General features: G+C 69.6%; 11 protein-coding genes. 6 read left to right on the top strand and 5 right to left on the bottom strand.

Annotation, left to right across the window (positions count from 1 at the left end; genetic code table 11):
• The 3 genes from VXC91_RS25785 to VXC91_RS25775 form a co-directional block, all read right to left on the bottom strand.
• A partial coding sequence (locus VXC91_RS25785) for an Hsp70 family protein (protein ID WP_329509719.1) occupies positions 1-801 on the bottom strand: 801 nt, incomplete at its 3' end.
• Between the two features lie 156 nt (positions 802-957).
• On the bottom strand, positions 958-1692 hold the full coding sequence (locus VXC91_RS25780) for an arsenate reductase/protein-tyrosine-phosphatase family protein (RefSeq protein ID WP_329509718.1): 735 nt from the start codon (positions 1690-1692) through the stop codon (positions 958-960).
• Positions 1689-3143, bottom strand: coding sequence for a polysaccharide biosynthesis tyrosine autokinase (locus VXC91_RS25775; RefSeq protein ID WP_329509717.1), 1455 nt, complete (start codon positions 3141-3143; stop codon positions 1689-1691). The genes VXC91_RS25780 and VXC91_RS25775 overlap by 4 nt, the downstream gene beginning before the upstream one ends.
• Before the next feature lie 324 nt (positions 3144-3467).
• Between VXC91_RS25775 and VXC91_RS25770 the strand changes: the two genes are divergently transcribed.
• From VXC91_RS25770 to VXC91_RS25745, 6 genes are all read left to right on the top strand, one after another.
• Positions 3468-4082 carry a hypothetical protein gene (locus tag VXC91_RS25770; RefSeq protein ID WP_329509716.1) on the top strand — a complete coding sequence of 205 codons (615 nt, stop codon included), beginning with the start codon at positions 3468-3470 and terminating at the stop codon, positions 4080-4082.
• Positions 4079-5947 carry a DUF4012 domain-containing protein gene (locus VXC91_RS25765; protein WP_329509715.1) on the top strand — a complete coding sequence of 623 codons (1869 nt, stop codon included), beginning with the start codon at positions 4079-4081 and terminating at the stop codon, positions 5945-5947. Before VXC91_RS25770 ends, VXC91_RS25765 begins: the two co-directional genes overlap by 4 nt.
• Before the next feature lie 91 nt (positions 5948-6038).
• On the top strand, positions 6039-6788 hold the full coding sequence (locus tag VXC91_RS25760; RefSeq protein WP_329509714.1) for a glutaminyl-peptide cyclotransferase: 750 nt from the start codon (positions 6039-6041) through the stop codon (positions 6786-6788).
• 164 nt (positions 6789-6952) lie between these two features.
• The gene (locus VXC91_RS25755) at positions 6953-9235 is read left to right on the top strand and encodes a (Fe-S)-binding protein (RefSeq protein WP_329509713.1); all 2283 of its coding nucleotides are present in this window, start codon (positions 6953-6955) and stop codon (positions 9233-9235) included.
• A 249-nt stretch (positions 9236-9484) separates the two neighbouring features.
• The gene (locus VXC91_RS25750; protein WP_329509712.1) at positions 9485-10957 is read left to right on the top strand and encodes a sugar transferase; all 1473 of its coding nucleotides are present in this window, start codon (positions 9485-9487) and stop codon (positions 10955-10957) included.
• Positions 10958-11048: 91 nt separating this feature from the next.
• Positions 11049-12305, top strand: coding sequence for a hypothetical protein (locus tag VXC91_RS25745; protein ID WP_329509711.1), 1257 nt, complete (start codon positions 11049-11051; stop codon positions 12303-12305).
• On the opposite strand, the gene VXC91_RS25740 is transcribed toward VXC91_RS25745, so the two are convergent.
• A complete protein-coding gene (locus VXC91_RS25740) occupies positions 12281-14275 on the bottom strand; it encodes an asparagine synthetase B family protein (protein WP_329509710.1) in 1995 nt (664 codons plus the stop codon). The genes VXC91_RS25745 and VXC91_RS25740 overlap by 25 nt on opposite strands.
• The gene (locus VXC91_RS25735) at positions 14185-16380 is read right to left on the bottom strand and encodes a bi-domain-containing oxidoreductase (protein ID WP_329509709.1); all 2196 of its coding nucleotides are present in this window, start codon (positions 16378-16380) and stop codon (positions 14185-14187) included. The genes VXC91_RS25740 and VXC91_RS25735 overlap by 91 nt, the downstream gene beginning before the upstream one ends.
• Between the last annotated feature and the right edge of the window lie 272 nt (positions 16381-16652).

Genomic DNA, 16652 nt, shown 5'->3' with positions numbered 1-16652 from the left:
GTCCAGGTGCAGCGGTCCCTCGGCGGACGCGGTGATGTAGGGCAGGTTGATCGAGGTCTCGGTCGACGAGGACAGCTCGATCTTCGCCTTCTCCGCGGCCTCACGCAGGCGCTGGAGGGCCATCTTGTCCCTGCCGAGGTCCACACCGTGGCCGGCGGCGAACTGCTTGACCAGGTAGTCGACGATGCGCTGGTCCCAGTCGTCACCACCGAGGTGGTTGTCACCGTTGGTGGCCTTCACCTCGACGACACCGTCGCCGATCTCCAGCAGGGACACGTCGAAGGTGCCACCACCGAGGTCGAAGACGAGAATGGTCTGGTCGTCCTTGTCGAGGCCGTAGGCGAGGGCGGCCGCGGTCGGCTCGTTGACGATACGGAGCACGTTCAGACCGGCGATCTCACCGGCCTCTTTGGTGGCCTGCCGCTCGGAGTCGTTGAAGTAGGCGGGGACGGTGATGACCGCGTCGGCCACCTTCTCACCCAGGTACGCCTCCGCGTCCCGCTTCAGCTTCTGCAGGATGAACGCGGAGATCTGCTGCGGGTTGAAGTCCTTGCCGTCCAGCTGGATCTTCCAGTCGGTGCCCATGTGACGCTTCACGGAACGGATGGTCCGGTCCACGTTGGTGACCGCCTGGCGCTTGGCCACCTCGCCGACGAGCACCTCGCCGTTCTTGGCGAAGGCGACGACGGACGGCGTGGTCCTGGCACCCTCGGCGTTGGTGATGACGGTGGGCTCGCCGCCCTCCAGAACGCTGACGACGGAGTTAGTCGTGCCCAGGTCGATGCCGACCGCACGTGCCATTTCGATTCCTCCAGCTGACTTGAGTGGAACAGGCTCAAGGATGCATGAGGGAACGGGCGGCGTCAACAGACCTGAGTCGAGCAGACTCAACTTTTGTCCGAGGCCGCACGGCAACCAAGGAAACACTGCAGGTCACAGCTGCGAGACCCGCATTCCTCACACCCTCGCGCTCCCACCACCCAACAGCAGCGCCAGCCTGCTTGCGGCCCGGTCGATCTCGCGGGCGCACTCGTACAGCACGTCGTAGGGCTGCGCCCAGGGATCCTGGACGTCGTCCTCGGCGGCCGGAACCGCGGCGGTCGAGCCCCGGCGGGCCGCCGCGGCGGCCACTACGGCATCGAAACCGAGAACGGGGGCCGGGGCCTCCCTGAACGGGGCTCCGCTGTCGACGGTGTCCGGGGCGGCCGCGCAGGGAGCCGCCCCGTGCACGCCGGCCGGACCGTACCGGTCCGGTGCCCCACCCGGCACCCTTCGGTCCACGAACCGCCTCTCCGCGGGTGGCGTCACGCCACCCGCCCCCGTCCAGCCCCGCACCCCGTCGACTCCCCCCGCGGTGAGACGCACGAACTCCTTGAGGGTGAAGCAGCGCCGCATCGCCGAGGGCGCGAGGCGCACGGCCGCCTCCCGGTGCTCGCGCGTGAGCCCGAGCACCAGGCCCGCTCCTGCGACGAGCGACGCGGTGAGCCGGCGGGCAAAGAAGCCGGAGCCGTCCCCGCCCAGCTTCTCCAGCACCGCCCTGGTCGACCTCTCCATGCCGGGCCCGGGCCGCGCCTCCGTGCCGGCGCTCTCCGGCCGCACGGCCGAGCCGGACGGGAGCCTCGCGGCCAGCAACCGCTCGGCGAGCACCGAACGGTGCACGTTGCCCGTGCACACGAACAGGACCCGGGTCATGTCTCGCTCGAGTGATGCGTCCTCGTGGGCGCGACGGCCTCGTCCCGCGGGGCCCCGGTACGCGGCGCGGGCAGTTCGCCGTACCGGCCGTAGGCACCGTAGTGGCCGTAGCGGCCGCCCTTGGGAACCGGGGCCATGCTGAAGACGGTTCCGAGGACGTGGACGCCCACGCGGTCGAGCGACTCCGCCGCGGTACGGACCTGGTCCCGGCTGGTCTTCGCGGCACGGACGACGAGCAGCGCGCCCTGGGCGAGCGAGGCGAGTCCCACCGTGTCGGCGACCGGCAGCAGTGGCGCGGAGTCGACGATCACGATCTCGTAGGCCTCCGCCAGTTCGCGCAGTACCTCCTCCATCCGTGCCGACGCGAGCAGTTCGGTGGGGTTCGGCGGTACGGCGCCGCTGGCGAGCACCGAGAGCCGGCCACCGGTGTGCTGCATCACGTCCTCGAGGCGGGCCTGACCGATGAGCACCGTGGTCAGACCGGCGTCCTGGACGAGACCGAACGTCGGGGCCACGCACGGACGGCGCAGGTCGGCGTCCACCAGGCAGGTGGACACACCCGCTTCGGCGAGCGACAGGGCGAGATTCACGGCCGTGTTGGTCTTGCCCTCGCCGGGCACCGAACTCGTCACCACGATGAGCCGGGGCGGGTCGTCGACCTGAGAGAACTGCAGGTTGGTGCGCAGCTTCCGGAAGGCCTCGGCGCGCCTGGAGTGCATGTCGGTGGTGACGAGCGGGTTCCTCGGGGCGTTCCGGTCGTAGGGAATGGTGCCGAGGACGGGCAGCCCGCTGAACTGAGCCAGCATCTCATCGGTCTTGAGCGTGGTGTCGAGCGTCTCGCGCAGGGCGACGAGACCGGCCCCGAGCAACAGGCCGCCGAGCACGCCCGCGACCAGGTTCAGTACGGGGCGGGGCGAGACCGGGGCGGTGGGCGCGACGGCCTCCTGGGTCACGCCCAGGGAGACGGGCGACATACGGCTCCTGACGGACTGCCCCGAGCCCGACACACGCTTGGGCGTCTCCAGCCGCTCGACCACCGAGGTGAACCGGTCGGCGACCGCGTTGGCAATGCGTGCCGCGCGCCGTGGCACGGTGTCCCGGACGGTGATGTCGATGAGCACGGTGTTGAGCGGCGCCTGGGCGGTGATCCGGGAGGCCAGTTCCTCCGGCGTGGTGTGCAGCCCCAGCTCCTCCACCACCGCCGCCGTCACCTGACGGGTCGTCACGATCTCGGCGTACGACTGCACACGTGCCTGCGAGAAGCTCTGACCCTGATTCAGTTGCGCGGTGTCCTCGCCGGTACGGGTGGCGACGAAGAGCTGGGTCCTGGCCTCGTAGACGGGGGTGCTCAGGGCGGTGGCGGCGAACGCCGCCCCGATCGCGAGAGCCAGGCAGACCACAACGGTCGGCCAGCGTCTGGCAAGAGCCTTCAGGAATCCGTGGAGATCCAAACTGCACCCCTCATAGACCGAAGGAACCACCCGTATCGGGGCGTTCTGTTCCCTATGCGTGCAGCCGAACATAGGCAATCGCCCACGTCATCGGGGGGAGCCACCCCAGGAGGCCGTCGAACGGACCTGCCGACACATACCGCCCCGTCACCCGGTCGGACCCACGGGGCGGTTTACCGAGATGCGAGCGCTACATCATCCGGTGCCTTCTGCCCCGGTCATGCCAGTCGATCCAGATATGTCCCATTAATTCCATGTATCCAGATCTTGATGACGGCCCACGTTGCAGCCCGATCCGTACTTGAGTCAAGGAGAGTGAAGAAGATGAGGACATCGTCCAAATGGCGAGGCGCCCTGGCATCAGCGGCATCGGCTGCCGTGCTTGTCGCCGTACCGCTCGTGGCAGCGCAGCCCGCCCACGCGCAGTCCACGTGCACGGGGTACCCCGCCACCGTGTGCCTCACTGTCAGACCCGTCACGGTGCCCGCCGGGGGCACGCTGACCTTCTCCGCATCGGGCTTTGCCCCCGGGCAGCCGGTAACCGCGGTGCTGCTGTCTCGTGAGGTCGTCCTGGGCAGGTTCACGGCGGACGGCACCGGAACCCTCACGGAGGAGACTGTGACCATCCCTCCTCGCACCAAGCCCGGGTACCACACCTTCAAACTGATCGCCCACGACCCGGAGCGGACGCTCTCCGCCCTCATCAAGGTGGTGGGCGAGGCCGGCAAGCCGGACCATCGTGGATCCGACGGCGGGTCCCAGGGACACGGCGGACGCGCCTCGAAGGACGGATCCGGCAGACACGACCGCAACCTGCAACTCCCGAGCCTCGCGCGCACCGGCAGTGACCATGCCCTGGCATTGGTCGGCGCCGCTGGGGCACTGGTCACGGGCGGCGGTGGCACGTTGCTGGTCGCGCGTCGTCGCCGCAGCTCATGACAGAGCAAGACCAGTTCACGGCGGTACCACGGCGTCCCGGCCCCGGTCGGGACGCCGTCCGTGTGCCCGGTCCCGGCCGCTCCCCCGACCGAGCAGCGGCTCGCTGGCGCAGGCCCAGGTACGTCCTGCTGGCAGCCGTAGCGCTGCCGCTGGCCGGCGCCGTCTGGATCGCTGTCACCGGGCTGCTGGCCCGTTCGGAACTGAGCACGACCCAGCGGGATCTCGACGCGTTGCGGCAGTCCGTCACCGCCGCGTCGGCGCACGGCCCGGCCCGGGACCGGGAGCGGGCGGCACGTTCCGCGGCCGCCCATGCCGAGCGGGCGCACCTCCTCACCACGGGTCCGGCCTGGTACTCGGCCTCTGTGCTGCCCTTCCTCGGGGACCCGTTCAAGACGGTGCGCGGCGCCGCATACGCGGCGGACCGCCTGTCCGGCGACGTACTGTCCCCGCTGGCGAACGCTCTCCTGGCACCCGCACCGGACAGCGACGGCGATGGGGTGTCCAAGGCGCTCATGTCCTTGCAGCAGCACGCGCCGGACGTCGTCCGGGCGGCAGACGTCGCCGCCCAGGTGCGGAGCGACGTACGCGCCTTGCCCCGGTCCACCTGGCTACCCGCGGCCGACCGGGCCCGCGCCGGTCTCCAGCGGCAGCTCGACCGCCTCACCCCGGTGATGACCGACGCCTCCGCGGCGGCCCGGGTCCTGCCGGCCATGCTCGGCGCGCACGGAGAGCGGCGGTATTTCCTCGCGTTCCAGAACATCGCCGAGGCACGCGGCACCGGGGGCCTGCCGGGGGCCTTCGCCATCCTGCGGGCCGACCGGGGCCATCTGTCCTTCGAGCGGTTCGGCAACAACACCGAGATGGCCACGGTGAAGGCGAACGTCGACCTGGGAGCCGACTTCAACACCACCTACCAGAGCAGTGATCCCACCCACGTGTGGGCCAACTCCAACACGAGCCCGCACTTCCCCTACGCGGCCCGCATCTGGGCCGCCGCGTGGCGCGAGCACACCGGCGAGCGCGTGGACGGAGCGATCGCCGTCGACCCGGTCACGCTGAGCCGTTTTCTGCGGGTCACCGGTCCGGCCCGCATGGCCGACGGCACGAAGCTCACCGCCGACAACGTCGTGGACCTCACCGAGCGGGCCAGCTACGCGCGCTACGCCGACGTCGCCCGGCGCAAGGCATTCTTCGTCGACGCGGCCCGCGCCGCCGCCGGGCCCCTGATGACCGCGGCCCGCGACACGCGCCGACTGCCGGCGTTGCTCGTCGCCGCGAACGACGCCCAGCGGGACGGACGGCTGAAGATCTGGAGCGCGCACGCTGCCGAGCAGCGCCTGCTGGAGTCGCGCCCGTACTCGGGCACACTCCCGGACACCCCCGGCCCCTTCGCCGGAATCGTGGTGAACAACGCGGCCGGCTCCAAGCTGGACTACTACCTCGACCGGAGCCTGGTCTGGGAAGCGGGCGCCTGCACTCGTGGCGAGCGCGCCGTCACCGTCACCGTGACCCTGACCAACCGGGCCCCGACCTCCGGCCTGCCCGGCTACGTCACATTGCGGAATGACCACCCGGCCTACCGCACACGCCCTGGCGACAACCGGCTCCTCGTGTCGTACTACGCGGGCGTCGGCGCCGACCTCGCCGGCGTCACTGTGGACGGCCGCCCGGTGATGATCGCACCCGGCCTCGAACGCGGCCATCCCGTGTACACGGTCGACATGGAACTGCCCGCCGGCTCTAGCCGCACCCTGGTGCTGCACCTGCTGGAGCCGCACGCCGACGCCACCCCCGCCCTGTTGCAGCAGCCCCTGGTGACGCCGCTGCGCGCCACGCTGAAGCCCGGGGGTGTATGCCGTGTCTGAGCGCGTGCGTCGCACGGCGACGGCCGCCGTTCTCACAGGTGGGCTACTGCTCGCCACTTGCACTGGGGGAGACCAGGTCACGGACGATCAAGTGGACAGGGCCTCGGCTGTCTCCGCGAGTAGGCGGCAGTCCGCCACGCACCGGATCGAGCATTTGCGGGTCAAGGTCCTCGCGACCCTTCCGCACGACCGTAGGGCGTTCACCCAGGGCCTCGAGATGGCCAGCGGCACGCTGTACGAGAGCACCGGCATCTCCGGCCGGTCATCGGTGCGCGCGGGGCTGCCGGGCAGGAAGCCCAACGTCCGTGTGGCCCTCCGCGCGCCCTTGTTCGGTGAGGGAGTCACCGTGCTCGGCCGGACCCTGTGGCACCTCACCTGGCGAAACCGGGTCGCCATCGAACGCGACGCCCGCACGCTCGCGGAGCTGCGCCGCGTCCCCTACCCCGACGAGGGTTGGGGGGTGTGCCTCCAGCGCGACCGGCACCGACTGGTGACCAGCGACGGCTCGTCACGACTGACCTTCCGGGACCCCCGTACGCTCGCGAAGACGGGCGAGGTCACCGTGACCGAAGGGACCCGGCCCGTGACGGAGCTGAACGAGCTGGAGTGTGTGGGCGGCGCGGTATACGCCAATGTGCTCTTCAGCGACCGGATCGTGCGCATCGATCCCGCCACCGGCGCGGTGACGGCGAGCATCGACGCCTCGGGTCTGCTGCACGACGACGAAACCGTCGGGGGGGCGGTACTGAACGGCATCGCGGCCGTCCCGGGCACGGACCAGTTCCTCGTCACGGGGAAGTTCTGGCCCAGAATGTTCCGTGTGGAGTTCGTGCCCGCCTGAGGCGGTCCGCACAGCGACGCAGATCACCGCCTGCGCCACTACAGTGCGATGGAAGAAGTGGGTACTCTCGAACGGACTGCATAAGTTACCGCTTAGTAATCTCTCCGCCGGAGTACAGAGGACGTACACCGAGGAGACCCCCCTCGCAGGCCCGAGGAGCCCCAATGCAACTCGCCGCGATCATCGTGTCGCTGGTCCTGACCGTGGTCGGCGTGGCGTTGTTCGCCCGAGCCATCGGCCAGATCTACCGCTTCGTGCGGCTCGGACAGAACGTGCCCGCCGGCACCCGCACCAACGATCCCCAGCAGCGCACGGTCACCGTGGCCAAGGAGTTCCTCGGCCACACCCGCATGAACCGCTGGGGCGTCGTCGGCGTCGCGCACTGGTTCGTGGCGGTGGGCTTCCTGACGCTGATCCCGGTGCTGGGCCAGGCCCTCGGCCAGCTCTTCGAGGCCGACTTCCAGCTGCCGCTCATCGGCGGGTGGCTGCCCTGGGAGATGTACGTCGAGTTCATCACCGTCCTGACGGGGCTGGGCATCGCCGTACTCATCACGATTCGCCTGTTGAGCCTGCCCTCCCGGCCCGGCCGCAAGTCCCGCTTCGCCGGCTCCAAGGCCTGGCAGGCGTACTTCGTCGAGTCCGTCATCCTCACCATCGGCGTCGTCATCTACGTGCTGCGCGGCCTGGAGGGCGCGCTGCAGCACGTGGACCACTACGAGGCCGCGTACTTCGCGTCGTACCCGCTCGTCCTGGCCCTGAAGGGCCTCGACGTCTCCACGCTGCAGAACCTGGTTTACCTGTTCGCCGGGATCAAGGTCAGCGTCTCGTTCATCTGGATGATCGTGGTCTCGGTCAACATCAACATGGGTGTGGCCTGGCACCGCTTCCTCGCCTTCCCGAACATCTGGTTCAAGCGCAACGCCACCGGTGAGTCGGCCCTCGGTGCCCTGCAGCCGATGACGAGCGGCGGCAAGCCGATCAATTTCGAGGACCCGGGCGAGGACGACGTCTTCGGCGTCTCCCAGGTCGAGCAGTTCTCCTGGAAGGGCCTGCTCGACTTCTCCACCTGCACCGAGTGCGGCCGCTGCCAGTCGCAGTGCCCCGCCTGGAACACCGGCAAGCCGCTGTCCCCGAAGCTGCTGATCATGTCCCTGCGCGACCACGCCAACGCCAAGGCGCCCTACCTGCTGGCCGGCGGCGGCAAGACGATGGAGGGCGAGGAGAAGGCGTCCGCCGAACAGCTCAAGGACGTCCCCGCCACGGCCCTCGCGGAGGCCGAACGCCCACTGATCGGCACCGTCGAGGAGAACGGCGTCATCGACCCGGACGTGCTGTGGTCCTGCACCACCTGCGGCGCCTGTGTCGAGCAGTGCCCGGTGGACATCGAGCACGTCGACCACATCGTCGACATGCGCCGCTACCAGGTCATGATCGAGTCCGCGTTCCCGTCCGAGGCGGGCACGATGCTCAAGAACCTGGAGAAGAAGGGCAACCCCTGGGGGCTGGCCAAGAAGCAGCGCCTGGAGTGGACCAAGGAGGTCGACTTCGAGGTACCGGTCGTCGGCCAGGACATCGAGGACCTCACGGAGGTCGAGTACCTCTACTGGGTCGGCTGCGCCGGCGCCCTGGAGGACCGTGCCAAGAAGACCACGAAGGCGTTCGCCGAACTCCTGCACATCGCGGGCGTCAAGTTCGCGATCATGGGCGGTGACGAGAAGTGCACCGGTGACTCCGCCCGCCGCCTGGGCAACGAGCCCCTGTTCCAGGAGCTCGGCATGGAGAACGTGGCCGCGCTGAACATGGCCTTCGGCGAGGAGCTGGACGACGACGGCAAGGTCACGCCGGAGTCGAAGAAGCCGACATCGGCGAAGAAGATCGTCGCGACCTGCCCGCACTGCCTCAACACGATCGGCAACGAGTATCCCCAGCTCGGCGGCGACTACGAGGTCATCCACCACACCCAGCTGCTGCAGCACCTGGTGGACGAGGGCAAGCTCGTCCCCCTCACCCCGGTCGAGGGCATCATCACCTACCACGACCCGTGCTACCTGGGCCGCCACAACAAGATCTACACCCCGCCGCGCGAGATCATCGGCAAGGTCCCCGGCCTGCGGAACGAGGAGATGCACCGTCACAAGGAGCGGGGCTTCTGCTGCGGTGCCGGCGGTGCCCGGATGTGGATGGAGGAGCGGATCGGCAAGCGCATCAACAACGAGCGCGTCGACGAAGCCCTCTCCCTGAACCCGGACATCATCTCCACCGCCTGCCCGTTCTGCCTGGTCATGCTGACCGACTCGGTCAACGGCAAGAAGAACGACGGCCAGGCGAAGGAGTCCATCCAGGTCGTGGACGTCGCCCAGCTGCTGCTCGACTCCGTCAAGACGCCGGCCGACCCGGCGGGCGAGGCGGAGGCGGAGAGCGCGCCGGAGCCGGAGCCGGTGAAGTAGCCGGCGTTCGTATGCCGCTGAGGGGCCGGGGTCGCAGGGCGCGACCCCGGCCCCTCGTCCGTGCCCGTCACTGACAGACCTGTAAATGCAACTCGGGACAGTCCGGTGACTCCACGAAAGGCGGGGCAGATCGGGTGAGAGTTCCCCGTGCCTCAGCGTCGCGCCCCGCTCCCAGATGAACAGCCAGAGACACTCGAACAGTCCTTTTTGATCCGATTTGGAGGGCGAATGTGGCTGTTCGGGGAGACCATGCCCCAAGTACCGGCAGCAAGACACACGCAGACGCAGGTCATCCGGGAGCAGCCACCGGCCAGGCGCCGTTCCGGCAAGTCCTTCTGGTACGCGCCGGCCGCCGTCCTCGGCGACGCAGTCGCCGCCGCACTACCCGTGTATCTGGCCGTCGCATGGGTCAACAGCACGCATGCCGCGGCGTACGCGACGGTGGCGGCCGGGGCATGGCTGCTGGTCCGCGGCGCACGGGACCGATACGCCGAACGCCACCTCGCTGAAGGCGACAACGTTGTCCCCGCGCTGCAGGACTGGCTGGTACTGGTCGGGTTGCTCGCGGTGGTGAGGGCGGCGACGGGCGAGGAGTCCCCTTTCCTCCTCGTACTGGCCGCCCTGGTGCCCTGCGCCCCGGTGAGCGCCGTCGTGCACACGATGCTCCACCGTCATCTGGCCAACTGCCGCCGCGGCGGTCGGGCGGTCCGCCGGGCCCTGGTGATCGGGGAGCCGAACGCCGTCGACGGTCTGGTGAGCCACCTCGCGAGACGGACCGACCACGAGTTCGTGATCGTCGGTGTGTGCCCGATCGGTGAAGCAGACCCGCATGTGCTCGCCCCGATCGTGGCCCGCCTCGGCAGACAGGCGCCCTCGCGCATGTCCGCCGACTCAGCCCCGGTGCTGGAAGCGGCACGGCGGCTCGGCGTGGACGTGGTCCTCGTCGTGCCGGGGCCACACCTCGCCGGAACGCGCCTGCGGCGGCTGTCGTGGGCGCTGCATGGCGAGGAGTGCCCGTTCGTGGTCGTACCGGGCCTCACAGAGGTGTTTGGGCGCCGCGTGGGCGTCTTCTCCGTGGCCGGGCTGACGATGCTGAACGTGGCGCCGCCCTTGAGACGGGGACTCGCGGCGCTGCTCAAGGTTGTGACCGACCGACTGGGCGCGGCGCTGCTCATCGTGCTGCTTGCTCCGGTGTTCACGGCCGTGGCCCTCGCCGTGCGACTGGACTCCCCAGGTCCCGTCGTACACCGACAGACGCGCATCGGCCGCGGCGGCGTGCCCTTCACCATGGCGAAGTTCCGCACCATGGTGGTCGATGCGGATCGTCTGAGGCACCAACTGGCCGCGACCAACGAACAGGACGGCCTGATGTTCAAGATCCGCTGCGATCCGCGGATCACCCGCATCGGTCGGGTACTGCGCCGCTACTCTCTGGACGAACTGCCCCAGTTGTTCAACGTGTTGCGAGGACACATGTCCTTGGTCGGCCCGCGGCCGCCGCTGCCCGACGAGGTCGCCCGCTACGACGAGGTGGAACTGCGCAGGCTGTCCGTGAAGCCGGGCCTCACCGGCCTGTGGCAGGTCAGCGGCCGCTCCGACCTGTCCTGGGACGAGACGATCGCCCTGGACCTCAGGTACGTGGACAACTGGTCGCCGTCCGTGGATGTCGACGTTCTCGTCCGCACGGTGCGCGCCGTCATCGCGGGCACCGGGGCGTACTGAACGCCTGGCAGCGCACCTGGTGCGGAACCCCGTGCCGACCACTCTCCCCGGCCCCAAAACCCAGCCCTCCCGACATCCACCTGAGGACCCCATGCCGTCGAGAAGCACCTCCACCGCACACTCAGGTCTTGAACGGTTGGGGCCGGACTCCCAGCCGTCTAACGGCGCTCCCTGCAGCACCTCGGACGTCCACGCCTTAGCGGACAGGCTCTTCCAGTGGGGCGACGCCCGTGACTGGGCGGGCCCCGACCCATACGACGGGCTGACCGCGCCCCTGGGACGGCTGGCCGTACACCGCTTGCTCCGGCAGGCACTCCTGCAGACCGTCAAGCGCAGCCGATTCGACTTGCGGCCAGCTCTGGGCATCCGCCCACTGCGCACCGCCACGGCCACCGGAACTGCCGCTGCCGCCTGCTCCCGGCTCGCGGCGAGCCCAGTGTGGCGGGAACGTGCCCTTCGTCTCGGCCGGTGGACGGCCGCAGAGCAGATGTCCGGACGCTACGCCGGGCTGTGGCGCTATGAGTTCGACGTACAGACACGCTGGGCGTACTACCCCGCGTCCGTCCCGAACCTCGTGGCCACCACCTTCTGCGCGGACGGCTGTCTGGACACCGAAACCCTCGGCGAGGAGGCTGTGCTGACGCTCGCTCGCGGGCTGCTGAACCATCTGCACAACGGCAAGTTCTTCACCTACACGCCCCACAGCGGCGTCCTCATCCACAATGCCAACCTGATGGGCGCCGCTCTCGCCGCCCGCTTGGCCTTCATCGAGACGCTGCCCCGCGACCTGGCTGAGCGCTTGGCGGGGGCCGCCCGCGGTGCGCTCGGCGTGAGCCTGGAAGGCCAGCGTCCGGACGGCTCGTGGCCATACGGAGAGGGTCCGCAGCTGGACTGGGTCGACGGCTTTCACACCGGATACGTGCTGCTGCGGCTCGAACAGGCCGGGGCGCTGATCGACATGGACGTCCGGACCCCTCTGGCCCGTGGAGCGAGGCACTACCTGCAGCACCTCTTCGACGGGCCGCTACCGCGCTACTTCGCGGGCGGTGCGACACGACGGGACCCCAACAACGAGGCGACAGCAGTGCGGATGGCGGCATGGGCGGCCGAACGCGGGTTCGTCACGGTCGACTTCGCGTGCGCCGTGCTGGCGACCGTGGCAGACCGCTACCCCGGCCTCGGCCCGGACGAACGGGCCAACGGCTCTTCGGTGAACACGGCCCTTTGGGAATCGCCCCGGTGGAGCGTCGCTCCCCTGCTGGACGCGCTCACCGCCCTGCACAGCGCGGTGTCAAATGTCACGCGGCCTGCCGCATCGGGCGCTCAGGGGACGGCGGCCGCCTCGTAACCCGACAAGACGTCCGCGGTCCGCCCCGGGTTTCCCACCGCGTTCTGCTCCCACCACACGGCAGCGGAGAACAGTCCGAACACCGCAAGCCCCCGGTCACACCGCCCGCCCACGTGTTCCGCCACGAACCGGTCGGCGGCCCGCCGGTCGAAGACGTCGTCGAACAGCGGCGAGCGCCGGACCTCTGACCACAGACGCTCGCCGTGCTGGCGGAGCAGCGACCGCACCGGCGCCCCGAACCCCGTCTTGGTGCGCCGAGCGACGAACTCCGGCACACCCGACGCCACCGCGGCCGCGCGGAATCGCGCCTTGCCGTCCCCCACGCGCAGTTGCTCCTCGGCAACCGCCCCGAGGGAAGCGGCCACCACCGGCTCCCCCAGGAAAGGCACACGCAGTTCCACGCTCGCTCGCATGGATGCCCGGTCGCCGTACAGCAGGTTGAGTCCCGGCAGGAACAGCCGCCGATCGCACTCCGCCAGCGCCGCCAGGGGCGTCCCACCCGCATCGAGCACCGTGTCGGCGATCTCGCGGTGCCGCTCGGTGACCGCCTCGAGCCCGACGACCGGCGACAACGCCTCCCACTCCCGCCAGGAGTAGTACGCCTGTGTAGCCCAGGCCCAGTCCCGGGCACCGAGGTGGAGCAGCCGCCCGAGCTTGTCCGCGCGGCGGCGGTAACGTCGCGGGCCCGGGAGAAGGGCGGTCGCACCCAGAGCGGGACGTGTCCACGCGGGAAGCCGTTGCAGCAACAGCACCGCCTGGTAGCGCTCGTATCCGAGAAACAGCTCCTCCACCCCGAGCCCGGAGAGCAGGACGGTGGCATGGTCGCGCGCGGCCCGGGAGAGCTGCATGAGGGCGATAGCAGCGGGGTCCCCGAAGGGGACCTCCACGGTGGTGACCAGCTCCGGGATACGGCGCAGCACATCAACGTCCAGATCGACCCATGTCAGCGGCAAGCCCAACCGGTGGGCAACCCGGGCGGCGTACGGGGCGTCGTCCTCGAAGGGTTCCGTGGTCGCCGCCGCGCCCCGCGGTCTGGCCGCGAAGGCCGGTCCGAAGAAACCGTTCCTGACCATCTCCACGCCCAGCCAGGTGCTGTCCAGTCCGCCGCTCAGCAACAGCCCCACCGTCACGTCGGCCCGCACCTGCCGGGCCACCGACGCGCGGACCGCGGCGCCGATGTCCTCGACCGGCGCAACCGCACTGGCTTTCCACCATGCTGACAGCGCCTGATACTGCGGAGCCCGGCCGGACAGCGCTGTCCCTGCCGGGACCACACGGACGCGGTGCCAACCGGTCCTCGGCGGAGGCGTCCACAGGAACATGGCCCCCTGTGCGACCGCGACCGGATCGACTCCACCGGTCAGTCCCGCAGCCCGGAGCGGTTCGATCTCGCTGGCCAGCGCCACCAGCCGACCGGACGCGTCCGAGGCGGTGTACAGCGGTTTGACGCCCAATCGATCCCGCCCGTAGCGCACCTCACCATCGGGGAGAACCAGGGCGAAGGCGAACATCCCATCCGTCTGGTCGAGCAGCCTCGGTGCGTCGGGCTGGAGCAGCAGTTCGTAGAGGACCTCGGTGTCGCCCTCGGTGGTGAACGTCACGTGCCGCTTCCGCAGGGCCTCACGCAACTGCGGAGCGTTGTAGAGCTCGCCGTTGTAGACCAACAGACCACGTTCCGGCGATCCGAACGGCTGGTCGCTCCTCGGGGCAAGGTCCACGACGGCGAGTCGGCGGAAGTGCAGCGCCGCGTGCCAGTTCCCTCCGCCGACCTCCGCGTGTCCGCTGGCGTCGGGGCCACGGTGAGTGATCGTCGCGCAGGGGTCCTGGTCCGGCGCACCGTTTCCCGCGGGACGGTTCAGCAGAACCACGAAGCCACACATCAGATAGCCGCCGGGGTCGAAGACGAGCCGTCGGCCCCACCGCCCGGTCTCGGCACGGCGGCCGAGGTCCGGGCAAGGGGCGGCAAGCACCCCAGAGCCCTGGCCAAAGCCGGTGTCGAGGGGGAAGCCTCCACGATCCGGTCCTCCGTGAGCGAGCGCGCCGCCCGGCACGCGACAAGAGAACTCCCCAGCGCCGAGGCGAAGTCGACAGCGGCAGCTGCCTCCTCACCGAGTGGCTCATTCCGAACAAGACGGATGAGAGAGAGCATTTCTTCCGCGTGCCCCTTGGGTCCGCCACGGTACTTACTCGTAGACGCCCTGCCCCCTTTCCACACGGTGAGCGAGCGAAAGTCCTCGATCCTGGCCGCCATTCCGTCCGTGGCCACTTCCAGGAACTCCTTCGGGGCCCCGGGCGGTGTCAGCCCCCCGTACACGATGGACGCGTTCGAGCCGTCGTCGTACACGACGTGCAGAGTGACACTCTGCGCAACGGCCGGGTCCTTCGCGTCCACGCCGACGGCCCGCACCCAGACCGGCCTTCCGGGCGTCAGGAAACCCGCGGCGTCGATGAAGTGACACACCTCGCCAAGCAGCCGGCCGCCCTGCCGGGGATCGAAGTACCAGTGTTCTGAGGGGAGCCGACCCGCGAACACCCGGTAGACGATCTGCAGGGGGACTCCCGAGGGAAGTGCGGCACGAAGGTCGCGCATGGAGGGGGCGAACCGTCGGTTGAACCCGGCCATCGCCGGGGCACCGGAGACGAGCCAGGCGTCCGCGACGTCCTCGAGTTCCGTTTCCGTCAGACCCAGTGGCTTCTCGCAGTACAGAGCTGAACCGCCGCGCATCACCCGCGCCGCGTAATCCCCGTGGCTGTCATGGCGGCTGAGCACCATGACGCAGTCGGCATCGCCCGAGGCCAGAGCGGTGTCGACGCTCTCCGCGACGGTACGGAAGCCCCACCGTCGGCCCTGGTGCGCTGCAGACAACCCTCGTCCGCCGGCGACCCATGAGAACGAGACTCCGGACTCGCGCGTCAGCTTGGGGAAGAGCGTCTTCGTCGCGAAGTTGCCCGCTCCGATCGCCGCCACCCGCACGACGCCCCGGGGGGCTCTCCACGTCCGGGTGACAGCCGGTGCAGGTGGCTGGGTCGGAAGCTGCGCGGTTCCGGGGTACCGCAGGAGAAGGGCGACGCTGCGTCCGCCGGATGACGGATTCAATGCCTCGTACGCGTCGGCCGCGTCCTCGACGGGAAAAATCCGGGGCTTGAGCTGGCCGAAATCCACCGCGCCCGTCGCCACGAGCCGAAGCACCTCGGAGAGGTTGCGTCGTTCCGTCCACGGGACGTAGCCCTCGGGGTACGGATGGCCGCCCTCTTCGAAACGGGAGTCGTACCGGCCTGGACCGTAGGATCGTGCGTAACGGATCGACAGTTCCTTGTGGTAATAGGAAGACCGGGGCGGCGCGACGTTGACGTCACCGACGACCACGACGGTGGCGCGGTCACGGGAGAGCTCGCCGGCGAATTCGATGGGGTCGGAGCTGGACGTGGCGGCGGTGATGAGAACCGCGTCCGCGCCTGCGCCACCCCAGTGCCGGGAGACAAGGCCTTTGCCCGTCCGAGCGAAGGCCGCGAGCCCCGCGGCCCCGGCGAGTTCCACCATGGCCGGGTCGGGGTCGACGCCCAGCCCGTCGTATCCGTAGGCGCGCAACAGTTGGAGCGTGATCTGACCGACCAGGCCGAGGCCGATGACGGCGATCCGCGAGCCGGGCACCGCTTCGGCCTGATGGATGCCCTGAAGCGCGATCGCGCCGACCGTGGCGAAGGCGGCCCACTGGGTGTCCACGCCCTCCGGCACGGGAACGACGAGATTGCGAGGCACGGCGACGATCTCGGCGTGCGACGCGTAGCGGGCGCCGCCGGCGGCGACCCGCATCCCAGGGCGGATGTCGTCGACCCCCTCGCCCGTCCGAAGGACCGTGCCCGCACAGGAGTATCCGAGCTGCACAGGACGGTCCAGGCGGTCCTGGACCGTGCGATAGGTGTCGGCGAGGCCCGACCGCTTCACACTGTCGATCACCTGCGCCACCTGCTCGGGCCGCTGCCGGGCCTTGCCGAGCAGGCTCCGGGCGCCGGTCGACACAGTGGCTCGCTCCGTGCCCGCGCTGATGAGCGACCAGTCGTTTCGGATCACCACGGCCCCGACGGCTGCGTCGGGGGCGGGAATTTCTCCCACCGTGATGGCACCGGTTCGGGGGGACAGGAGGACCGTTTTCATTTCCTGCCTTTGCGGGAGGGGAAACTCGAGCCACCGCGCACTGTAGGGAGACCGGTTCACCCATACACGCGTGTGTCCTGCCCGGCGGCCCAGTCGGACCAAGATCTCCATACGGCCGGGTGAACATGCCTTTGGCATGGCGCGGTTCACCACGGAATACCGATTCGCTGGTGCCCGGAGAGCGCTTCTTC

Origin of the sequence: Streptomyces chiangmaiensis (assembly GCF_036281785.1) — a bacterium.
Classification (GTDB): Bacteria; Actinomycetota; Actinomycetes; order Streptomycetales; family Streptomycetaceae; genus Streptomyces; species Streptomyces chiangmaiensis.
The sequence above is the reverse complement of the archived record's forward strand: the minus strand, read 5'-3'. Positions and strand labels throughout refer to the sequence as shown.